Annotated in this window: 4 protein-coding genes; all 4 read left to right on the top strand. The window is 47.6% G+C overall.

The features are described 5' to 3' along the window. Window positions 1-17: 17 nt before the first annotated feature. On the top strand, window positions 18-13,415 hold the full coding sequence (locus ACU1JV_RS03250) for an SDR family NAD(P)-dependent oxidoreductase (protein WP_413986629.1): 13,398 nt from the start codon (window positions 18-20) through the stop codon (window positions 13,413-13,415). Window positions 13,416-13,446: 31 nt separating this feature from the next. Next, window positions 13,447-22,335 carry an SDR family NAD(P)-dependent oxidoreductase gene (locus ACU1JV_RS03245; protein WP_413986628.1) on the top strand — a complete coding sequence of 2,963 codons (8,889 nt, stop codon included), beginning with the start codon at window positions 13,447-13,449 and terminating at the stop codon, window positions 22,333-22,335. Window positions 22,336-22,394: 59 nt separating this feature from the next. Then, a complete protein-coding gene (locus tag ACU1JV_RS03240) occupies window positions 22,395-23,270 on the top strand; it encodes an SDR family NAD(P)-dependent oxidoreductase (protein ID WP_413986627.1) in 876 nt (291 codons plus the stop codon). Window positions 23,271-23,332: 62 nt separating this feature from the next. Next, entirely contained in the window at window positions 23,333-24,286 is a 954-nt protein-coding gene (locus ACU1JV_RS03235; protein WP_040103370.1) for an acyltransferase domain-containing protein, read from the top strand. The last annotated feature ends 6 nt before the right edge of the window (window positions 24,287-24,292 follow it).

Here is a 24,292-nt window from a genome sequence, read left to right as displayed (position 1 = left end):
GCTAGGAGGGCATTTTTATGGATCCAAAAGATATTTTTCGTGCGGTACAAACAGGGGAAATAAATTCTGAAGATGCCGAAAAACAATTGCTCCAATTTATGGGCGGGCTCTCGGATGAATCTTTGGAAGAATCATTGGCAGCTCGATCAGAGGAATCATCATTAGAGGAATTGTCTCTTTCGCTACAGCCATTGGACAGTTTTCACGGACCGGAAAAGGAGAGCAATGGCGAAACGGAAGTGCCGCCTGTGGTTCAACTGCAGGAATTTGAGCATGGCATTGTCCTGTTAACAATGAAGGATACAGTGCACAAAAATACATTTTCCAATGAACTGATTATAGGCCTGAATCAGGCGTTCGAAACGGTGCAGGCTAACGAAAATTATAAAGTTGTGATTCTGACGGGGTACGACACCTACTTTGCCACAGGAGGTACACAGGAGGGACTGCTGGCAATTCATGAGGGAAAGGCAAAATATAGCGATACCAATGTTTACAAGATTGCACTGGATTGCAAGCTACCGGTCATTGCCGCTATGCAGGGACATGGGATTGGTGCAGGCTGGTGCATGGGGATGTTTTGCGATTTTATCGTGATGAGTAGAGAAAGCATCTACACCACTAATTTTATGAAATACGGCTTCACTCCTGGTGCGGGCTCAACTCTCATTTTTCCTGAAAAATTCGGAGTTAGCATGGCGCAGGAAATTTTATTCACAGGTACTAGATATAGCGGTTCAGAACTGGAGTCCAAAGGGACTCCTTTTCCTGTTCTGCCGAGAAACGAAGTGGTACCGTACGCTATGCAGCTGGCAAGAAAATTGTCCGAATCGCCAAGAGAATCATTGATTGAGCTGAAAAACCATATGGCTCAGCCGATAAGAGAAAAGCTGGCGGCGACGATTGAAAAAGAAATAAAAATGCAGGACAAAACGTTTGTGAATCAGCAAGAGGTCAAGGAACGGATTCAAACGGCCTACGGACAGCAGTCGAATAGCGATGATACGCACAAACCGCTCAAGCAGGCTGATCTGAAAAAAAACGTGTCCCGTATACCGCATGGTCAGGAGAAGGATTCGATCGCAATTATTGGCATGGCGGGGCAGTTCCCCAAATCCAAAACATTGACTGAATTCTGGGATAACCTGGCTCAAGGCAGGGATTGTATATCGGAAATTCCTTCAACACGCTGGTCCATTGATGATTATTATGATACTGATCCCAAGGTTGAGGGGAAAACCTATAGCAAGTGGATGGGTGTGCTAGAGGATATAGATCGATTTGACCCGTTGTTCTTTAATATATCTCCTGCGGAAGCAGAGATGATGGACCCTCAACAGCGTCTATTTCTGGAAAGTAGCTGGAAATGCATTGAAGATGCAGGTTTAAATCCTGCCTCACTGTCGGGGAGCCGTTGCGGTGTTTTTGTAGGTTGTGCAGCTAGTGATTATGGAAGGTCCATGAGCGGACAGGGGTTGAACGCGCAGGTTCTTATGGGAGGAGCGCCTTCCATTTTATCGGCCCGGATTTCGTATTTACTGAATTTGAAGGGCCCTTCTCTGGCGATTGATACCGCATGCTCTTCCTCTCTGGTAGCTATTGCTGAAGCTTGCAACAGCCTTGTTTTAGAAACAAGCGATCTTGCTTTGGCGGGCGGAGTAATGATTATGGCAGGACCGGGGATGCATGTTATGACCAGCAAAGCAGGAATGTTGTCCAAGGATGGACGATGCTTTACTTTTGATGCCCGTGCAAACGGTTTTGTCCCCGGAGAAGGGGTTGGCGTTGTTTTATTAAAACGGCTCTCTGATGCAATCAGGGACAAGGACTCCATCCATGGGGTTATCCGAGGCTGGGGAATGAATCAGGATGGGAAAACCAACGGCATCACCGCTCCAAGTGTAAATTCACAGATTTCGCTCGAAAGAGAGGTTTACCAACGGTTTAATATTAATCCTGAAACCATCTCTCTGGTAGAGGCCCATGGGACAGGCACCAAGCTGGGCGATCCTATCGAAGTGGAAGGACTTACCGAATCTTTCCGATCCTATACGAGCAAAAAGGGCTATTGCGCGCTGGGATCGCTGAAAAGCAATATGGGACATATGCTGACTGCGGCCGGAGTGGCCGGGGTAATGAAAGTACTCCTGGCTATGAAACACCAGCAATTGCCGCCAACGATCAATTTTGAAGCCTTAAATGAACATATTTCTTTGGAGGAAAGCCCGTTTTACATTAACACCGGGCTACAAAAGTGGGAGTCCAAACCGGGGACACCCCGGCGTGCAAGCGTAAGTGCTTTTGGGTTTAGCGGCACTAACGCACATATGGTTATTGAAGAATATGTGCCTGTAGCCTCTGAGATGAAGCTGGACCCTGTCGATCAAGACAACCCAGTGCTATTTGTACTGTCTGCCAAAAGCGAACAAGCCTTGAAAGCCTATGCAGCTGACATGATGGACTTTGTTAAATTGCACGAAAATGCTAATTTGTCGGACCTGACTTATACCCTTCAAGTGGGCAGAGATGCCATGAACTGGCGCCTCGCGTTTTTGACAGATTCAAGAGGAAATCTGATCGATGAGCTGGAGCATTTTGTGAATGGGAACTCATCGGATAAGGTGTTAACCGGACAGGTAGACGATGCTAGAGACGGAATTGAACTTTTTGATTCTGACGAAGACACCGGGACCCTCGTTCGGACCTGGCTTCAGAATAGAAGACTTGATAAGGTGGCCAAATTATGGGCCAATGGCGCAAGTATTGAATGGGATGCACTTTATGGAGAAATTAAGCCTCAGCGAATCAGTCTACCGACCTATCCTTTCGAGAGGGAACGCTATTGGTTGTCTGAGACAGACATGGGGCAGGAGAATATAAACCCGGCTATGGCCGCCCAAATCCACCCTTTGCTGCATCAAAATACTTCCGATCTCTCTGGGCAGCGCTACGACTCCACCTTTACAGGCCGGGAATTTTTCCTAGCGGATCACCGAATCCTAGGCCAACCGACATTACCCGGGGTGGCTTACCTTGAAATGGTGCGAGCGGCCGTAGAAGAAGCAGCGGGGGATGTTATGGAGGGTGAGACTCATATACAGCTTAAAAATGTAGTATGGGCTCAGCCCATCGTTGTAGCTAACAAACCAGTCAGGGTGCACACCAGCCTATATCCTCAGGAAGATGGAGCGATTGCGTTTGAAATATATAGCAGAGTGGGAGAAGACGCCGAAGGTATTATACACAGCCAGGGGATAGCTGTGTTGGAGAGAAGCGGTGAGTCGCAGTATCTGGACCTGAATGTCTTACAGGCAGAATGTATTCGCAGTTCACTATCTTCAAGCCAATGCTATGAAGCTTTCAGAACCATGGGAATAGACTATGGCCCGGGACATCGGGGAATAGAGACCATCTTTCAGGGAAAGGATTACGTGCTGGCAAAGCTGTCCCTTCCATCCAATGTATCTCATACCCAAAGTGAATTTGTATTGCATCCGGCTTTGATGGATTCAGCCTTGCAGGCCACAATCGGCTTGGTGATGGATCGGGAAGAACATGTGCCTGAGGGCAAGCTCTCAGTACCCTTTGCCTTGCACGAACTGAAAATATTCGAAAAATGCACTTCTGTGATGTGGGCCCGGATTTCCAGACAAGCGAATGAGGAGACACTAAATGGATTGAGCATGGTACATATCGATCTCTGTGACGAGACCGGAAAGATTTGTGTGCAGCTCAAAGGGCTCTCATCCAGAGAGCTGGAAGAAGGAGTAGGGCAAGCAGACTTCGTTGAGCATGTGGGCACACTCATGCTGGAGCCGGTCTGGGAGAAGAAGGCAGTCCCCGCAGGAGAGAACGCGTTCGACGAGATACGGCACATTGTGATCCTGTGCGAATTTGAAGGTATCGCCGGGGAGGATATTGCAGCTCGCATGGACGGTACTCGCTGCATTGTTTTACAGTCCTCAAGTACTGACTTGGATGCGCGGTTTGAAGACTACACTATTCAGATATTTGAAGAATTGCAAACTATGATGCTGGACATACACAAACCAAAAACTTTGCTGCAAATTGCAGTCCCTGCCCGAAATGATCAACAGGTCTATTCCGGGTTCTTTGCCATGCTGCAAACCGCCCAAAAAGAAAACCCGAGTATCATGGGTCAACTGCTAGAGCTTGATGCCAAAGATGGCCCTGAGGGGATTATTGCAAAATTACAAGAGAACCGATACAGCCAGTACAGCGAACGGATACGATATCATGGCGACAAGCGACAGGCTTTAAAGTGGCAAGAAATTGAAACCTTGTGTGAAGATCCAGTCCGGCCATGGAAAGATGGAGGGACCTATCTCATCACTGGCGGTCTAGGCGGTCTGGGACTGATTTTTGCCAGAGACATCGTGTGCAATGTGAAAAACTCCACCGTCGTACTGGCAGGACGATCACCTCTGTCAGCGGATAAACAGTCCTTGTTAAGTGAATTGGAAGCGCGGGAAGGTCATATAGAGTACAGACAGGTGGATGTGGGTCAAAAGGAAGCGGTCACCGAGTTAATTAATGGCATCGTCGAGCAATTTGGCGGTCTTAACGGTATTTTACACACAGCAGGAGTGATACGGGACAACTTCATCATCAAAAAGACGATAGAAGAAGTTAGAGAAGTGCTGACTCCCAAAGTCTCAGGGTTGATCCATCTGGATCAGGCCAGCAGAGCCCTGCCTCTCGATTTCTTTATCCTGTTTTCTTCCGGCGCCGGAAGTCTTGGTAATGTAGGACAGATTGATTACTCTGCTGCCAATGGTTTTATGGATGCTTATGCTTCTTATCGAAATGCCTTGGTGGCAGGCAAGCAGCGCCATGGGCACACGCTGTCGATCAACTGGCCGTTGTGGAAAGACGGGGGCATGCATGTCGATGGGGAAACGGAAAAGACGATGCAAGGTCTGGGCATGATTGCCATGGAAACAGAGAATGGAATAAAGGCTTTGTATCAAGGCTTATCTTCCGGTAAAAGCCAGGTCATGGTTATCGAAGGGTATCCTCAAACGATTAAGGCGGCCCTGCTTGGACAGCCTTCAGGAACAGAAATTTCAGACCGTTCCGGATTGGAAGACGGGGAAGTCGCTGTTATCGGCGAAGAATGGCTAAAAGAAAAAGCTGAAGACTATTTGAAAACATTGCTTTCGGCTGTAATCAAGCTGCCAGCTGAAAGTATAAATGTAAACGCGCCTATGGACAGGTATGGGATTGATTCCATATTGGTCATGCAGCTCACGAATGAATTGGAAAAAACGTTTGGCTCACTGCCGAAGACATTATTTTTTGAATACCATAATCTCCGCTCATTAACTGGCTATTTCTTGGAATCGCATCGCGGCCGGCTGGTAGACGTTTTAAAAGCGCAGGAGAAGAATATGGCTCCTCACAAAGTAGCGAACGAACCTGCAAAAGCAGCAATAGAGCCTTTGGTTTCGTTAGCTGCGGGTCGCAAACGTACATGGCCTCTCCCGACAGGTACGCAGCCCCGTCAGGAAAAGAAGGGCTTGGACATTGCCATTATCGGGGTATCGGGAAGATATCCGGGGGCAGCAGGTATCGACGAGTTCTGGAAAAATCTAAGGGATGGGAAGGATTCCATCACTGAGATTCCCAAGGAGCGTTGGGACCACAGCCTGTACTTTAATGAAACTAAAGGTAAGCCCGGGAAAACCTACAGCAAGTGGGGAGGGTTTATCGACGGAGTGGACTGGTTTGACCCGTTGTTTTTCAACATTTCGCCAAGAGAAGCGGAAACGATGGACCCTCAGGAGCGCCTATTCCTAGAATGCGTATATGAAACCATGGAGGATGCGGGCTATACGCGAGAAACTCTTTGTGCAGACCGGGGACTTGGCGGCATGGAAGGCAATGTTGGCGTTTATGTCGGAGTGATGTATCACGAATATCAGCTTTATGGAGCCCAGGAACAAGCCAAAGGGAATATGCTCGGGCTTCTCGGGAATGCTTCGGCGGTTGCCAACCGTGTATCGTATTTTTGTAATTTTCATGGACCAAGTATCGCTGTGGATACCATGTGCTCCTCGTCACTGACAGCAATCCATATGGCTTGTCACGGGTTGCAGCATGGAGAATGTGAACTGGCTGTTGCAGGGGGAGTTAACGTTTCTGTCCATCCCAACAAATATCTACTACTCGGACAGGGAAGCTTTGCATCAAGCAATGGGCGGTGTGAAAGCTTCGGACAGGGTGACGGATATGTGCCAGGAGAAGGAGTCGGGGCTTTGCTGCTCAAGCCGCTGGCCAAAGCTATAGCAGATGGAGACCGGGTATATGGCGTCATAAAAGGTACTGCAGTGAATCACGGAGGTAAGACCAATGGATATACCGTACCCAACCCCAACGCACAGGCTAGCGTGATTGGGCAGGCCATTCAGGAGGCGGGAATCAACCCTAGAACCATTAGCTATATAGAGGCGCATGGGACAGGAACTCCTCTGGGTGATCCGATTGAAATTGCGGGCTTACAAAAGGTGTTCCGGGAATATACCAGAGACAAGCAGTTCTGTTCAATCGGGTCTGCCAAGTCTAATATCGGACATTGTGAGAGCGCAGCTGGTATTGCCGCGGTGACAAAGGTGCTGTTGCAGTTGAAAAATAAACAATTGGTGCCTTCGCTGCATTCAAGCAAGTTAAATCCCAATATCGATTTTAGTGATAGCCCTTTTAAAGTTCAGCAGGAATTAGAGGAATGGAAAAGACCTGTCGTATCCATCGATGGCGAAATCAGGGAATACACAAGGCTGGCAGGAGTTTCGGCCTTCGGGGCAGGCGGATCTAACGCGCATGTGGTAATCGAAGAATACATTCCAGCAGAGACTGCTCAGCTGCAAGCTGCTCCTGCGTCGCTTAATCCTGCCATGATTGTGCTATCGGCCAAGAACAAGAAAAGACTGAACGAGCAGGCCCAAAGATTGCTATCTGCCATCAGAGAGCTGAATGACCCGCGTATAGGTCTCGCAGATATCGCCTACACGTTGCAGATCGGACGAGAAGCGATGGAAGAACGGCTTGCGATCATTGCCACCTCCATCCAAGAGCTGGATTGGAAATTGGAAAGCTTCCTGCTGGAAAAGGAAGGTATAGAAGAGCTGTATAGAGGACAGGTAAAGCGCAACAAAGGAGTATTGGTCACTCAGGAAATCGATGTGGATATGGCTAAAATGGTAGGTGCATGGGTGAGCAAAGGTAAATATGGAAAGCTCGCCGAGCTTTGGGTGACGGGATTGCTGTTGGACTGGAACAGGCTTTATGGGGAAGTGAAGCCTCGCAGGATTAGTTTGCCAACCTATCCTTTTGCTAGAGAAAGCTATTGGGTGCCCGTAAACCAGGTAAAGATCGATGGCATGACAGCCGCTCTCGGTCAGTCTATATTTTTGTCACCTTTACTGCATCACAACACTTCAAACTTCTTGAAGCAGCGGTTCAGCTCAACGTTTACAGGCGAGGAGTTTTTCCTCAGGGATCATACGGTAAAAGGCCAACGGGTTCTACCAGGTGTCGCTTATCTTGAGATAGTGCGGGCGGCTGTGGAACGCTCTATAGGAGATGAGGACAACTGCGCAACAGGAATCCGGTTGAAAAATGTAAACTGGATTCGGCCAATTGTGGTGGAAGATCGGCCATTCTCAGTACACACCGGACTATTCTTGGAAGACGCCGGAAAAATCAGCTTTGAAGTGTATAGTGAGCAAGAAGGAAGCAATATCGGACATACCGTGCACAGCCAGGGCAATGCGGTGCAGTTTAACGTGGAACAAAAGCTAGTGCTTAACCTTGAGGCATTACAGGCAGAATTTGATCCACACGGATTTGAGGGGGCGCGCTGCTACGATATCTTCCAAAAAATCGGGATGGATTACGGCCCAGCCTTCAAATGTGTGGAGAAAGTGTACTCACGTCCGGGCAAGGTACTGGTCAAGCTGGCACTGCCCTCCATGCTCTCTGATTCGGCTGACAGCTTTGTTCTTCACCCTAGCTTAATGGATGCGGCCTTGCATGCATCGATCGGATTAATCATGGGGCAAGATGGAGGGCTACCGGACAGCAAGGTACCAAATACCCCTTCTATGCCATTCGCTCTTCAAGAGGTCGAAATCCATGGGGGATGCACCCAGAATATGTGGTCGTTGATTCAATACAGCGAGGGCAGTAAGAAAGAGGACAAGGTACAGAAGCTCAATATCGACTTATGTGATGAGGAAGGGAACGTTTGTGTCAGAATAACGGGACTATCCACCCGGGCGCTGGACGGAGATATCCGCACTGAGCATGCACAAGGTGTAGTCGCAGGAGATCATGCCGCCGATCCGCTTGTAGGAGCCGTTATGCTCATCCCCAAATGGGACCCGGTTGCGCTTAAAAAAGATACAGCTTTCCCATCGTCGATAGACCGAATGGTCATTGCAGGTGGTACAGACAAAGATAGACAGGCTATCCGGGAATACTATCCGAAGGCGCATTTTTTGGAGCTACAGGCGCAGGATTCCATAGAAACGGTTGCCTCAAAGGTCGAAGAATATGGAGCAGTTGACCACATTTTGTGGATTGCACCTTGTAGTTCCGTCGAATCGGTCACTGCTGAATCCTTGATTGACGAACAGAAGCCAGGAGTCTTGCTCTTCTTTAGAATGGTCAAGGCGCTGCTCCTGCTGGGGTATGGAACGAAAAAATTAGGCTGGACAACTATAACCACCCAGGCTCAGTCGATCGATCAGGATGATACAGTCCACCCGGCCCACGCAAGTTTCCATGGTTTGGTAGGCACGATGGCCAAAGAATATCCGAACTGGAAGGTTCGTATTATAGACCTACAATCCGACTATGACTGGCCGTTATCCGAACTATTTACGCTTCCTTCAGACCGTCAGGGACGGATGTGGGTTTTCAGAGGCGGGCAGTGGTATCGCCAGCAGCTGATTCCGTTTAAACAGACTCCAGGCTCAAACGGACAGACGCTGTACAAAACCGGAGGCGTCTATGTGGTTATCGGTGGTGCAGGCAACATCGGAGTGGCATGGAGCAAGTATATGGCTTCGACCTATCAGGCCCAGATGGTGTGGATAGGCAGAAGGCCAAAGGATGCATCCATCCAGGCTAAATTGGACGAATTTAAAGGCATCGGACCTGTCCCATGCTATATAACGGCAAATGCAGCAGATGAAAGGTCGCTGCAGGGGGCATATGAGGAGATAAAGCAGCGGTACTCCAAGATCAACGGTGTAGTTCACTCTGCTATTGCCTTTTTGGAGAAGGGGTTAGAGGATTTGACGGAGGAAGGACTTCGGTCTGGGCTTTCAGCAAAGGTCAATGTCAGTGTGCGTATGGCTCAGGTCTTCCAAAATGAACCGCTGGATTTCGTATTGTTTTTCTCTTCTATTATTGCCTATGTAAAAAATCCGGGACAAAGCAGCTATGCTGCGGGATGTACCTTTAAGGATGCGTTTGCGCAGCGGCTTTCACAGGAATGGCATTGCCCGGTGAAAGTCATGAACTGGGGATACTGGGGAAACGACGCAAACAATACCTCCCAAGACAGGCAGCAAGAAGTCGAAAATTTCTCAAAACTAGCGCAGATCGGCGTCGGACTTATTGAGCCTCACGAGGGGATGGAGGCACTTGAGACGTTGCTTGCCTCACCGCTGGGTCAAATGGGACTGATGAAAACAACAAAACATTTGGAGCTGGAAGGGACTAATCCGGCAGAAGCCATTAACCTATACCCGCACAACACGGATCCCAATCTTCGGGATATACAAGAAAGTATTGCTGCAGTGATCAAATCAAAAGTCCAGTTTGCCGAGGACTATGCGGCAGAGGATGCTGGCAGCCTGCAGGAAAGGGAATTGGAACACCTATTGGGCAAGCTACTGCAGGAGCAACTTTTGTCCATGGGGCTGTCAGGGACAGATCGTCAGTCTGTCGACGAGTTTAAACATAAGCATGGGCTGCCTGAGTTATACGGCAAATGGCTAGGAGAGAGCGTAAAAATTTTGGCACGGATGAATGATGCCCTTACAGGTGGAAATGATTCCAGCTCGACTTATAGAGAGGATGTCTGGCAGGAATGGGAAGAGCACAAGCATACATGGCTGAAATATCCGCAGATGCGAGCAAGGGTACATTTGGTTGAGACAACGCTGCGAGCTTTGCCTGAAATTATTACCGGCAAATGTCCTGCCACGGAAATCATGTTCCCCAATTCCTCTATGGAGCTGGTGGAAGGAATTTATAAAAACAGTCTGGTCGCCGACTATTTTAATGAAGTTCTTTCCGATACGATTGCCGCCTATGTTCAGCAGAGAATTACGAACAACTCCGCTGCAGAAATCAGAATTCTCGAAATTGGAGCAGGCACCGGAGGAACCAGCAGCACCGTATTTCTCAAATTACGGCCATATTGCAAACACATTCAGGAATATTGTTATACCGATATTTCAAAGGCCTTTTTGATGCACGCAGAAAAAAAGTACGGGCCAGACAATCCGTATCTCAGTTATCGAATATTTAATGTGGAAGAACCTATTGCTGGACAAGGTATTGATGCGGGTAAATATGATATTGTCATTGCTGCCAATGTACTTCATACGGCAAAAGATATCCGCCAGGCATTGCGCAATGCGAAAGCGGTTTTGAAAAGCAACGGCCTGCTTCTGTTAAATGAACTCATGGGCAGCAGTGTGTTTACCCATCTTACCTTCGGTTTGCTGGATGGCTGGTGGGCTTATGAGGATTCGGAATTGCGTATTCCCGGCTGCCCTGGGCTGTATCCTCACGTATGGAAAAGCGTATTGGCCAAAGAAGGCTTTCACACAGCGTTCTTCCCAGCGCAGGAGGCGCATGATTGGGGCCAGCAAATCGTTGCAGCCCAAAGCGATGGCTTGGTTCGGCAAAAGCGACAGCCAAAGCAGAAAACCATATCGATAGAGAATAGGACTGTTGAAGCAGGATCAATGAAACAATCAGCTCAGCCCAAAAGAGAGGCAGTACAGGCAGAATCAGAAAATGTGCTGCGCAGCAAAAGTACGGCCTACTTTAAAAATTTACTTGGCGAAACACTAAAAATGGAACCGGGAAGCATCGACTCTACGGTTGCCCTGGAAGAGTATGGGATCGACTCGATATTGGTTGTGCAAATCACCAATGTTTTGCGTGAGGTCATCGAGGATTTTGCCAGCACCCTGTTTTTTGAGTACAACACCATAGATGATCTGGTAGCGTACCTGCTTCAAACGCAAAGGGATTCGTTGAAGAAGCTGGTAGGTATGAAGGAGACAGAGATGAGCGAAGAAACTTCCAGAGTGGAAGAGGTACCTGCTCCACAGGTAATCGATATGGCCCCAATGAGCTTTGTACGGGAAGGACGCTTCCTTAAGCCGTCTGTCAGCAAAGGTGAGAAACCGAAGGAGCACTCCTCTAATATCAGAGATGTTGCGATTGTGGGCTTGTCAGGGCGCTATCCAGGAGCTCGTAATGTAGAGGAATATTGGAACAACCTAAAAGAGGGTAAAAACTGCATCACTGAAATTCCGAAAGACCGTTGGGATTGGAAGACCTACTTTGACGAAGAAAAAGGAAAGCGAGGCACCATCTATACGAAATCAGGCGGCTTTATCGATGGAATTGATTTATTTGATCCGCTATTTTTCAAGATTTCTCCTGCAGAAGCTGAAACTATGGACCCGCAGGAACGGCTCTTTCTGGAAGCCGCATACGCAAGTATTGAGGATGCCGGATATACCCCTGCCAATCTTTGTGAGAGTCGAAAAGTGGGCGTATTTGCGGGCGTAATGAATGGGAATTATGGTTTGGGACCTCAATACAATTCCATTTCCAATCGGATATCCTATCATTTGGATTTCCAAGGTCCAAGTATGACCATCGATACCGCTTGTTCTTCCTCATTGACGGCGATCCATCTAGCTTTGGAAAGTCTGTATAGCGGTATCAGCGAGTGCGCTATTGTCGGGGGGGTCAATTTGATCGTAGACCCAATCCACTATATTAAGCTGTCAGCAATGACGATGCTTTCCAAAAGTGGCGAATGTAAGTCGTTTGGAGACCAAGCGGATGGATTCGTTGATGGGGAGGGCGTCGGCGCTATCGTGTTAAAGCCGCTGGAGAAAGCTATTGCAGACGGTGACCATATTTATGGTGTCATCAAAGGGAGCATGCTCAATGCTTCAGGTAAAACCAGTGGTTATACAGTACCTAGCCCTCAAGCTCAATCTCAGCTGATCGAGGCGGCGCTCCAGCGTTCGAATGTTGATGCAAGAACCATCAGTTATATTGAAGCCCATGGAACCGGCACGGCTTTGGGAGATCCTATTGAAATTGCAGGATTGACCAGGGCTTTTGAGAAATTCACACAAGACAAGCAGTTCTGCGCCATAGGGTCGGTCAAATCCAATATTGGTCACACTGAGAGCGCAGCAGGCATTGCAGGAGTAACTAAAATATTGTTGCAGCTTAAGCATCGCCAGTTAGTACCATCTTTACATTCTAGGAAGTTGAATCCTGAAATTCATTTCATCAATACTCCTTTTGTCGTTCAGCAGAGCCTAGAAGAATGGAAGAGACCGGTAATTACAACGGATGGAATCACTAAAGAGTATCCGAGACGGGCTGGAATATCGTCTTTCGGTGCAGGAGGGGCCAACGCTCATATCGTGATTGAAGAGTATATTCCCGAGGTCCAGGAGCCATCAGGAATAGAATCTGCTTCTCAGGGACCTGCCATGATCGTGCTATCAGCCAAGAGTGAGGAGCAGCTTAAGGAAAAAGGACGACAGCTGCTTGAGGCTCTTCAAGGTCAGTTATCCTCTGCCAGCATATTGGATATTGCCTATACGCTCCAGGTGGGACGCGAACCGATGGAGGAGCGTCTAGCCATGCTTGTGGATTCGATCACAGATCTTGAGGAGAAATTAAAGGAATTTGTGGCCGGACGCCACCACATGCTCAACCTGTATAGAGGTCAGGTGAAGCGCAACAAAGAAGCGTTGTCCATTTTTACGGGGGACGAAGACCTGCAGCAACTGATTGAACATTGGATTTCCAAAAGGAAATATACAAAGCTTCTGGAGCTGTGGGCCAAAGGGCTAAATTTGGATTGGAACAAACTTTATACTGGCAAGGTACCTCGCCGTATCAGCTTGCCAACCTATCCATTTGCAAAAGAGCATTACTGGACTTCTGAAAGCAAGGATCAATTAAAAGCCCATGCATTACTGCCGCAAAATGAAAGCAATGTAGATTTTGATGATCAATTGTGTGGCAGACTCTTGGATGAAATGATGAACGATGCCATGTCTGTTGATGAGGCTGCCAACGAAATCTTCAATATATTCACACGTAAATGAGAAGTTTCTACATGCTGGGAGGCAATCGAAGATGAAGGACTTTTTTCAAAATATTCTGGGCGAGGTAAAAAGCGGACGGATGCAGAAAGAGGAGGCTATTTTTAGAATACGCCAAGTTCAAGCTCAAATGGCTTCACACGGTACCCTGCAAAGCAAAGCAGGGGCCGAGGCGGGGGCCCTGGCGAATACAGGAATTCTTATGCTTGAGCCTTCATGGAAAGAGCAAGCTGCACTCCAAAAAGCGACTCTCCCTGAATTTAGCCAACATCTGGTGGTGCTTTGCGAACTCGATCATATCTCGGAGCGAAGCATTGAAGCGCTCTTAAAAGGAACCCGATGCATCAAGCTCCATGCCGGTCAAACCGGCATGGATGAACGGTTTCAGGGCTATGCTCTTCAACTGCTTGTGGAAGTGCAAATGATTCTCAAAGAGAATCTGAGGGGCAACGTGCTGGTACAGATTGTTGCTTCCTCCCAAAGCGGACAGCAGCTCTTTGCTGGGCTTTTGGGATTGCTGCAAACAGCCGAAAAGGAAAACCCAAAAATCGCAGGGCAATTCGTTGAATTGGAAGCTACAGGTTTAGAAGAGATCGTTGAGAAATTAAAAGAGAACAGCCAATACCCCAAAGACAAAAGGATACGGTATGAGAACAGTAAACGTCTGACTCTCAGCTGGAGCGAAATGAAAGCCCCTGAAACTCCGGGAAGAGTGCCCTGGAAGGATCGGGGGATTTATTTGATTACGGGCGGTGCAGGAGGCTTAGGGCTTGTTTTTGCGAGAGATATCGCCCGGCGAGTCCAAGAAGCAACGCTAGTCCTGGTAGGGCGTTCAATATTTGACGAAGGCAAGCAGGCCATATTGGAGGAATTGAAAGCACTGGGAGCCCGCGTAGAGTACAAACGAGCGGACGTATCCCGAAAGGAAGAGGTCTCGCAACTGATCCTAAAGATCCGAGAGGAGCATGGGGGGATTGATGGCATCCTCCATAGTGCAGGGGTGATACAGGATCGTTTTATTATTCATAAGACGCAGGAAGAGTTCAAGGAAGTAATGGCTCCCAAAGTAGCCGGATTGGTCAACCTGGATCAGGCGACGAAGGAGCTAGACCTTGATTTCTTCATTTTCTTCTCATCCATCGCAGGGATTATGGGCAATCCTGGTCAGGCCGATTATGCCGCAGCAAATGCGTTTATGGATGCCTATGCCTTATATCGAAACAGCCTCGTCTCTTCCAAGGAACGCAAAGGGCAGACGCTGTCGGTCAATTGGCCGCTCTGGAAGGATGGAGGAATGCATGCGGATGCCGAAACGGAGATGGCTTGGCAAAGTATTGGCATGGTGGCCATGCAAACTGCAAACGGCGTCAAGGCATTATATGATAGCCTAGCCTCTGGCCAGAAGCAGGTACTAGTGATAGAAGGGGATTTGCCTAGATTGCGGAAGCATCTATTGGAGCCTCAGCCACAGGAAAAATTATATATTGAAGAGACAGCTTCTTCACCGATAAATCCTGAGCTGCTTCTGGAAAAAACCTTGCACCAGCTTAAAGTATTGTTTGGAGAAGTGACTAAGCTGAGCATTGAAAAGATTGATGTCAGTGAGCCTTTGGAGAGCTACGGCATAGACTCCATCATGATTACAAGGCTCAACCAAAAGCTTCAAGGAGTTTTTGGTGAAATCTCGATGACCCTGTTTTTTGAATATCAGACGTTGGAAGCGGTAGCGGAATATTTTATTGCTGACTACTATGAGGAATGCGTACGGTGGACAGGACTTGGAAGACCGCTAAAGCCGGAAGAAAACTTCGTCCCCGCATCTTTGCATACTGATAGCGAATTATCATTGCCGACTCTACCAAAGGAAGAAAACCATCATGCCAGTAGGACAGTTATAGACACAGGCAGTGTAAAACACGAACAAATAGCCATTATTGGCATGAGCGGACGATTTCCACAAGCGAAAAATATGGAGGAATACTGGAGCAATTTACAACAGGGCAAAGATTGTATTACAGAAATCCCCGCAGATCGCTGGAAGAGGGAAGGATTTTACTCTCCTAACATAAAGGAAGCTGTGGAGAAGGGCAAAAGCTATAGCAAATCTGGGGGATTTGTGGAGGATTTTGCAGATTTTGATCCTCTTTTCTTCAATATATCTCCTCGGGAAGCTATGAGTATGGACCCTCAGGAGCGGATATTCCTGGAAGAATGCTGGAAGACCTTCGAGGATGCTGGATACAGCAGAGATCAGCTTGCAGCGCAATATAATGGGCGAATTGGCGTCTTTGCAGGCATTACCGCAACAGGCTTCAATTTATACGGACCCAAGCTGTGGGAGCAAGGCAAACCAATCTTTCCTCGCACATCCTTCAGTTCGGTAGCAAATCGAATATCGTATCTCTTGAATCTGAAGGGACCTAGCTTTTCGGTCGATACCATGTGCTCATCGTCATTAACTGCAATCCATGAGGCCTGTGAGCATATCCATAACGGAGAATGCGAGATTGCCATTGCAGGAGGAGTCAACTTATATCTTCATCCTTCCAACTATGTTTTTCTAAGCACAATGCGAATGCTATCGCCAGAGGGACGGTGCAAGAGCTTTGGTGAAGGAGGAAATGGATTTGTCCCTGGTGAAGGTGCGGGTGTTGTGCTGCTCAAACCTTTATCTCGTGCCATTGCCGATAAGGACCATATTTATGCGGTTATTCGGGCAACTAGTATCAATCATGGCGGAAAAACAAACGGGTATACCGTGCCTAATCCGGTAGCACAGGCAGAATTGATCCGAGAAACCTTGGATAAAGCAGGCGTCAATGCTCGAACAGTCAGTTATATTGAAGCTCACGGTACAGGGACAGAACTCGGTGATCCTATTGAAATTACCGGACTTACCCAGGCTTTCAAGAAGGATACACAGGATACAGGGTTCTGTGCGATTGGCTCGGTAAAATCAAACATAGGCCATTTAGAGGCGGCCGCAGGGATTGCGGGAATCGCTAAAATTATTCTGCAAATGAAAAACCGAAAAATTGTCCCAAGCCTGCATGCCAAAGAATTGAACCCCAATATAAACTTTGCCAAAACGCCATTTACAGTTCAGCAGGGACTTGCTGAATGGAAACGTCCGATTTTGGAGAAAAACGGCGAGCAACGGGAATACCCTAGAATTGCAGGCATATCTTCCTTCGGAGCCGGAGGGTCTAATGCCCATATCGTTCTAGAAGAATACATTCCGGCAGAACAGGCTGTCTCTACTCCGCAAAAGCCGGTTGTCATTATATTGTCGGCCAAAAGTGATGAAGCATTGAAAGAGCAGGCTGTTCAGTTGACTGCTGCAATTGATAAAAATGTCTTCTCAGATAACGACCTGGTGAATGCGGCTTACACCTTGCAAATGGGGCGTGAGGCGATGGATGAGCGTCTTGCCGTGGTCGTTCAGTCAGTAGAGGAACTTAGGAACAAACTGCGGGAATTCAATGGGGGAAGACGGGATATTGCACAGCTTTATCGGGGACAGGCCAAGCGGGACAAGGAGAGCTTGGATGTAGCTCAGCTGGAAGAAGCGCTGGATGAATCCTTTGATGTCTGGAATCTAGCAGAGAAATACGGCAGAATTTCGGAATTGTGGGTCAAGGGTGTGCACGTTGACTGGAACAGACTCTACAGTGATATCCAGCCTTTCCGCATCAGTTTGCCCACATATCCCTTTGCTAGGGAACGCTACTGGATATCAGTAGATGAAGAAAAGCCCGCTGGTGTCGCTCCAGCATATCTGCACCCCTTGCTGCATCACAACACCTCCGTTCTTTCTGAGCAAAGATTTAGCTCAACCTTTAACGGTCAGGAGTTTTATCTGAATAGCTCCGTCGTTGACGGAAGACTTGTCCTGTCAGATGGAGCATGTCTTGAAATGGCACGGGCAGCGGTTGAACAGTCGTTAACAGTACAGGAGAAGGGTCAGGCAGGCATCACACTCACAGACATGGTATGGACACATACTCCTGTCATAGGAGATCGGCCGGAAATACATATAGGACTCTTTCCGGGAGATCAAGGTGGAATTGATTTTAAGATTTACAGCACACGAACCGAAGCAGGCGATCCTGTCATATACAGCGAGGGAAGTGCCGAGCTGGAGGCTTTAAGTAGAACGGAAACATTAGATATTCAGGCTTTGCAGATGGAGTGCATTGATCGTATTTCACATGGGGGAGACGATGAAGCACTGCGGACGATTGAAGTTAACTACGGTTCGGAATTCCAGTCCGCTGAGCAAGTTTATATAGGTCAGGACTTGGTACTGGCCAAGCTATCACTGCCTTCCGGTATTGCAAATACTGAAGGCCTATTTGTTGTGCATCCCTTCATAACAAGTGCTGCCCTGCAAATGCCGTTATACCTGCTTTCGAATAATGAAAATATTATGCGGTTCACCGGCATTGACTCTCGGAAAAAAATACTGCCGACTGCGATAGACAGGCTTCAAATATTTCGGGAGTGTCCGAGCGACATGTGGGCGTTGGTACGGCATGGAAGAGGAAACCAGATTGATCATAGGGCGCACAAGTTTGACATTGATTTGTGCGACGAGGCAGGCAGAATCTGTGTGCGCATAAAAGGGGTCTCCTACAAGGAAGCGGAGACTTGTGAGCAACCGCTCGGTGCAATGATGCTGCAGCCATTCTGGAAAGAACAGGCGGTTGGGGAGGAAACCATAACAACCGACTACGAACGGCATGTGGTCATACTTTGTGAGACAGATGCCATAGCTGCGTTACATGTCGAGGCTTCCTTGACAGGCGCGGAATGTATCACCCTACAAGCCCGCATGGAGGAGGTCGACCGACGCTTTGAAACATATGCTGTTCAGGTCTTTGAGAAAATACAAGGTATCCTGATTAACAAGCCTAAAGGCAAAGTGTTGGTACAAATTGTAATGATGTCTGGAAATGAAAAGCTACTTTTCTCCGGGCTGTGCGGCTTACTCAAAACAGCTCATAAGGAGAATCCAAAGTTCTATGGGCAACTGATTGAAGTAGGGGAAATGGAGAAAAATGAAAGACTCATTGAAATATTAAGATCGAGCAGTCGGCGTCCAGAGGACAGCCGCATCCGGTTTGTAGAAGGCAAACGTTGGATTCCTGCCTGGAACAAGGTCGAAATGCCGTCGATACCACAAATTCCATGGAAAGATCATGGAGTTTATCTGGTTACTGGAGGTGCCAAAGGCCTGGGTCTTATTTTTGCCAAAGAAATTGCGCGTCAGACCAAGGATGCAACTCTGATTCTGACGGGGCGTTCCATGCTGGACGAGGACAAGCTGGCCCCATTGGAAGAATTGAAGGCTTTGGGCGCCAAGGTGGAATATAGACAGGTGGATGTTACGCAGAAGGAAGCGGTGGTTGGCCTGATTGAGGACATCCAAACGGCATACGGCGGAATTAATGGCATTCTGCACAGTGCTGGAATTATCAAAGATAACTATATCATCAAAAAGACGAGCGCAGAATTTAGGGAAGTACTGGCGCCAAAGGTGGCCGGCCTAGCCCATTTGGATCAGGCCAGTAAGGACATGCCCCTAGATTTCTTTATCCTTTTTTCATCAGCTGCGGGAGTGGGCGGAAATGCGGGTCAGTCTGACTATGCTACCGCGAATGCGTTCATGGATGCATATGCTTGGTATCGTAATACCTTGGTATCCTCCTGGGAGCGTATGGGCAAAACGCTGTCGATCAATTGGCCGCTATGGAAAGAAGGCGGAATGCGGCCTGACCAGGAGACGGAGAAGGCCTTGCAGAATGTAGGTATGTTTGCGATGAGGACAGAGACTGGTATTAGTGCGTTGTATCAAAGTATAGCCTGCATATCGAATCAAGCGATGGTGGTAGAAGGAGACATTGAGCTGATCAGCAGAATGATGATTATGGAAGGACAGCTTGAAGAAAGCGGAGAAGCAGCCCGAGATCAGAGACTCGGATCAGAAGACAACATGGTTCTCTTCTCAGCAAATAAGGTAGTGTCCGTCCAAGATGAACATCTGCTGCGTGAAAAGACGGCCCATTACTTGAAGACTTTGCTGTCTTCGTCAATCGAACTGCCTGCATATCGAATTGAAGAGGATACGCCGTTGGAAAATTACGGGGTGGATTCTATCAAGTCCATGGAACTGACTGACCAGTTGGAGAAGACGTTCGATCAGGTGTCGAAGACGATATTTTTTGAATATCCGAATATTCGAAGCTTAACCGAGTATTTTTTGGAATCTCATCGAGACGAATTAATCGCTCTGTTTGGTCTGGAGCAGGCAGTAACTGTAGGTGTAAAAGCCGCCACCGCCACGGCAGCAATGGGTACAGAACTTCGACCAGGAGAAGAACAGTTGCGTGATCAGGTGACAAGTTATCTAAAAGGCTTGCTATCTTCATCTACCGGACTGCCGGAACAACGCATTGAAGAGGATAAAAACCTGGAAAACTATGGAGTTGACTCCATAAAGTCTATGGAAATAACCGATCAGCTGGAAGAAACGTTTGGATCACTGTCCAGAACGCTATTGTTTGAATATCCGAATATCCGAAGCTTAACCGAATATTTTCTGGAATCTCACCGAGACGAATTAAGCACTTTGTTTGGTCTGGATCAGGTAGCGACTGTAAGTGCAATAGCTGACACGGTTTCTGTAGCCAATGAGACAAAATCCCTGCCTAGAGAAGGGCGGCTGCGTGATCAGACGACAGGGTATCTAAAGGGCTTACTTTCCTCGTCCACCGGACTGCCGGAACAACGCATTGAAGAGGATAAAAACCTAGAGAACTATGGAGTTGACTCCATAAAGTCTATGGAAATAACCGATCAACTGGAAGAAACGTTTGGATCACTGTCCAGAACCTTACTGTTTGAATATCCAAATATCCAGAGTTTAACGGATTACTTCCTGGAATCACACTGGGATGAATTGAACGCTTTGTTTGGTGCTGAACAAGAGCTAGTTGCGGGAGCCAGCACGAAATCCATTGGCATCGTAGAACATGCAAAAGCTCCCTCTCCAATATTTCGGCACTCACCCATTTCGTCAGTGCGAGTAGAGCCTAAGGAGGCGGTCACAGGAACAGGAGCGATGGACATTGCTGTCATCGGGGTGTCCGGAAAATATCCTGGAGCGGAAAATATTCAAGAATTCTGGAGAAATCTCCAAGAGGGCAAGGACTGCATTACCGAAGTTCCCACAGATCGCTGGGATCACGATCTTTACTTTGATAAAGAAAGAAATAAACCGGGAAAAACCTACTGCAAATGGGGGGGGTTCCTAAACCGGATAAATCCGTTGGATTCTTCTTTCTTTCACCTGACTCCTCATGAGGTGAGTTTGATGGACCCAATGGAACAGCTTTTCCTGGAAATGATATGGAGCCTGCTGGAAAGTGCGGGATATACGCGAGAGGTGCTACAGAAAAAACACCAGTCCAAGGTGGGGGTCTACGTTGGTGCTACGTATCATAAATACTGCGACTGTGATACAAATACGGATGCCCCTCGGGTCACATCCTTTGGTTCTGTTGCTGTCGCCAACCCCATGTCGCATTATTTCAATTTCCAGGGTCCGAGCATATCCATTGATACGATGAGTTCTTCCTCTGCAGTGGCTGTCCATATGGCATGTGAAAGCCTGATCAGAGGAGAGTGCCAAATCGCAGTAGCTGGCGGGGGGAATCTGTTGACAAGCCCCAAAAAATATATCGAATCCAGCCAGAACAATTTGATCGGAAGCCATGAAGATAGTCGAAGCTTTGCGGATGGAGACGGATATCTTCCGGCGGAGGGAGTTGGGGCAGTTCTCTTAAAGCCGCTTCATAAGGCAGAACAGGATGGAGACTGTATTTTAGCAGTCATCAAATCTACGGCAACTAATCATGGAGGACACAGCAATGGGTATACGGTCCCTAATCCCAATGCACAGGCACAACTAGTTGAAGAGAACTTTTTGAAAGCCGGCATTCACCCCCGGACAGTCAGCTATGTAGAGGCAGCAGCCAATGGATCTACATTGGGAGACCCAATTGAGCTAGTCGCCTTAAAAAAATCATTCCAGAAATTTACGGACGAGCAGCACTTTTGTGCCATGGGATCGGTTAAATCCAATATAGGCCACGCAGAAGCAGCCTCGGGGATATCGCAGCTAACCAAGACCATATTGCAATTGTGGCATCGAAAACTGGTTCCCACCATTAAAGCGGAGAAGCTGAATCCCAATCTTACTTTCAGCAATACTCCATTTTATCTGCAGCGGGAGCTTCAGGAATGGAAGCGGCCTGTAATAGAGCTGGAAGGAGAAGCGCGGGAATTTCCGTTGCGGGCAACAGTAAGCTCCTTCGGTGCTGGGGGATCTAACGTCCATTTTATTCTGGAAGAATACATTCCTTCGCCAAAAGAAGCTGTTCAGTTGAAAGGGGCAGATCAGACAGAAGTAGTGGTTCTCTCGGACGTAAACTGGGAGCGATTGAAGGCTCTTGCGAGTCAATTGCTTGAATATGTGGAGCAGCAGAACGAGCTTTCCTTACATGATGTGGCTTTCACACTTCAGACAGGCCGCGAAGCGATGAAGTGCCGGACGGCAATCGTAGCGAGCTCGCGAGAGGAACTGCTCACTGGTCTGAGAGAGCTTATCGAATCCGTCGGCAAGGGTAACGAGCCAGAGGGAGCGTCTATTCCGATATTTATTGGGGAAGGCGGAGAGGATTCAAATACAAGTGCACTCCTTTTAGGAAAAGTAGGCGAGAAAGTTTCTCAAATTCTTCTAGAGGAGAGGAACCTGGAAAATATCGCTATGTATTGGACCCAGGGAGGCAGAATTACGTGGGAGGCGCTCCATGAGGGGCAAGCTGTTCGCAGAATTCCCTTACCGACCTCTCCGTTCTGAGCAAAAATTGGGGAACTGAACACTGTCTGACGAAAAATACGAATAATCCGGAGGTACAAATGAGGGAGTTCAAAGATAAGGTAGCCGTGATTACGGGGGCTGCCAGCGGAATTGGCCGAGCTATTGCAGACCGATGTGTCAAAGAAGGAATGAAGGTCGTTTTGGTGGATATTGAAGAGGGGGCTCTTCTAAGGACTGAACGAGAATTGAAAGCAATGGGTGCAGCTACCCTCTCCGTTGTGACCGATATTTCCAAAGAAGCTGATATTCGTTTATTAGCACAAAAAACAGTTCAGACCTTTGGCGCTGTGCATCTTTTGTTCAATAATGCAGGCGTGGATGCTGGCACAGGCCGCTTATTATGGGAGAATACTGTGGCAGATTGGCAGTGGGTAATCAACGTAAACATTTGGGGAATTCTGTTTGCCACCGAAATTTTTGTTCCTATTATGGTGAAACAAAAAACTCCATGCCATATTGTAAATACAGCATCTATTGCCGGTCTGCTGTCCGGTCCTGGAAATGGAATATACAGCGCGTCAAAGCATGCCGTTTTAAGCCTGTCTGAGACGTTATATCAGGAGCTCAGATTGATCGGTTCTAATGTGGGAGTGTCGGTTGTATGTCCGGGATTCGTTCGTACTCAAATCATGGATGCAGAGCGGAACCGCCCGACAGAGCTGCGTAAGCCAGATGGGAGCGGCAATCTTCCACCTGAAAGACAAGTTATTACCGAATTGGCTCGCAAGGCTGTCCAAAATGGAATACTTCCGGAGGATGTGGCCAATCAGATTTTTGAGGGCATCCGAAAAGGGCAGCTATATATCATCACAGAACCGAAATTCAAACCTGCAATCAGGCAGCATATGGAGAATGTTCTTAACGAAAGCAATCCTACGGCATCCCAAATGCAATTAGTGCGCAATTTGTTGTGAACTTTGAATGATAGAGGAACTGCTTAGGAGAGTCTGATCAATACGTTGTGGGGGTTACTCGGATGGACAGATCAGTGGTTTTTATGTTTTCAGGCCAGGGTTCGCAATACTACGGCATGGGAAAGGAATTATATATGTCCAACCCGGTTTTCCGAACATGGATGACCAGGTTGGATGAGATTCATACGGATATTACAGGCAGCTCTGTATTAAAAACGCTGTACGATGATACGCGTCGCAGGGGAGAAGAATTTGATACCCTGCTATATACTCACCCTGCAATTTTCATGGTTGAATATGCGCTCACACAGGTGTTATTGGAAAAGGGAATTTATCCTGATTATGTTTTAGGCTCTAGTCTGGGTGAGTCTGTATCTGTTGCTGTGGCTGACTGCATAAGCTATGAGGACACGCTTCAATGTATTATCAAGCAAGCACAGTTGGTGGAGGCCTATTGTCCGAAAGGGGGCATGCTGGCCGTCATTGGCAATCCCAGTCTGTACGACGAAGCACCCATATTGAATACCAACTCAGAACTGGCATCCATCAACTTTGACTCACATTTTGTCATTTCAGGCAGCTGCGAGGGTCTGACAGAGATTGAACATTATTTGAAAGCAAATGAAATGATCTATCAAAGGTTGCCAGTACATTATGCTTTTCATGCTTCCTTAATGGACCCTATTGCATTGGAATATACGGCGTTCTTAAAGCTCAAGACCATAAGAAAACCTAAAATAAATATGGTTTCATCTATGTACGGCGGGAAGACGACATGGCTTGACAACCATTTTCTTTGGGATGTTACTAGAAAGCCTATGCAATTTCAGAGCGCTCTAAAGTGTCTGGGAGATAGTGACGGGGTTGTTTATATTGATCTTGGCCCCTCGGGCACGCTTGCTAATTTTGTAAAGTATAATTTTGGCCCCAAGAAAAAGGCAAGTGTTTGTTCCATTCTCTCCCCTTTTCAACAAGACATAAAAAATTTGGATCGTCTGTTCGAAATATTTGACTAATATGCA

It is taken from the genome of Paenibacillus sp. T2-29 (assembly GCF_052921365.1).
The sequence above is the reverse complement of the archived record's forward strand: the minus strand, read 5'-3'. Positions and strand labels throughout refer to the sequence as shown.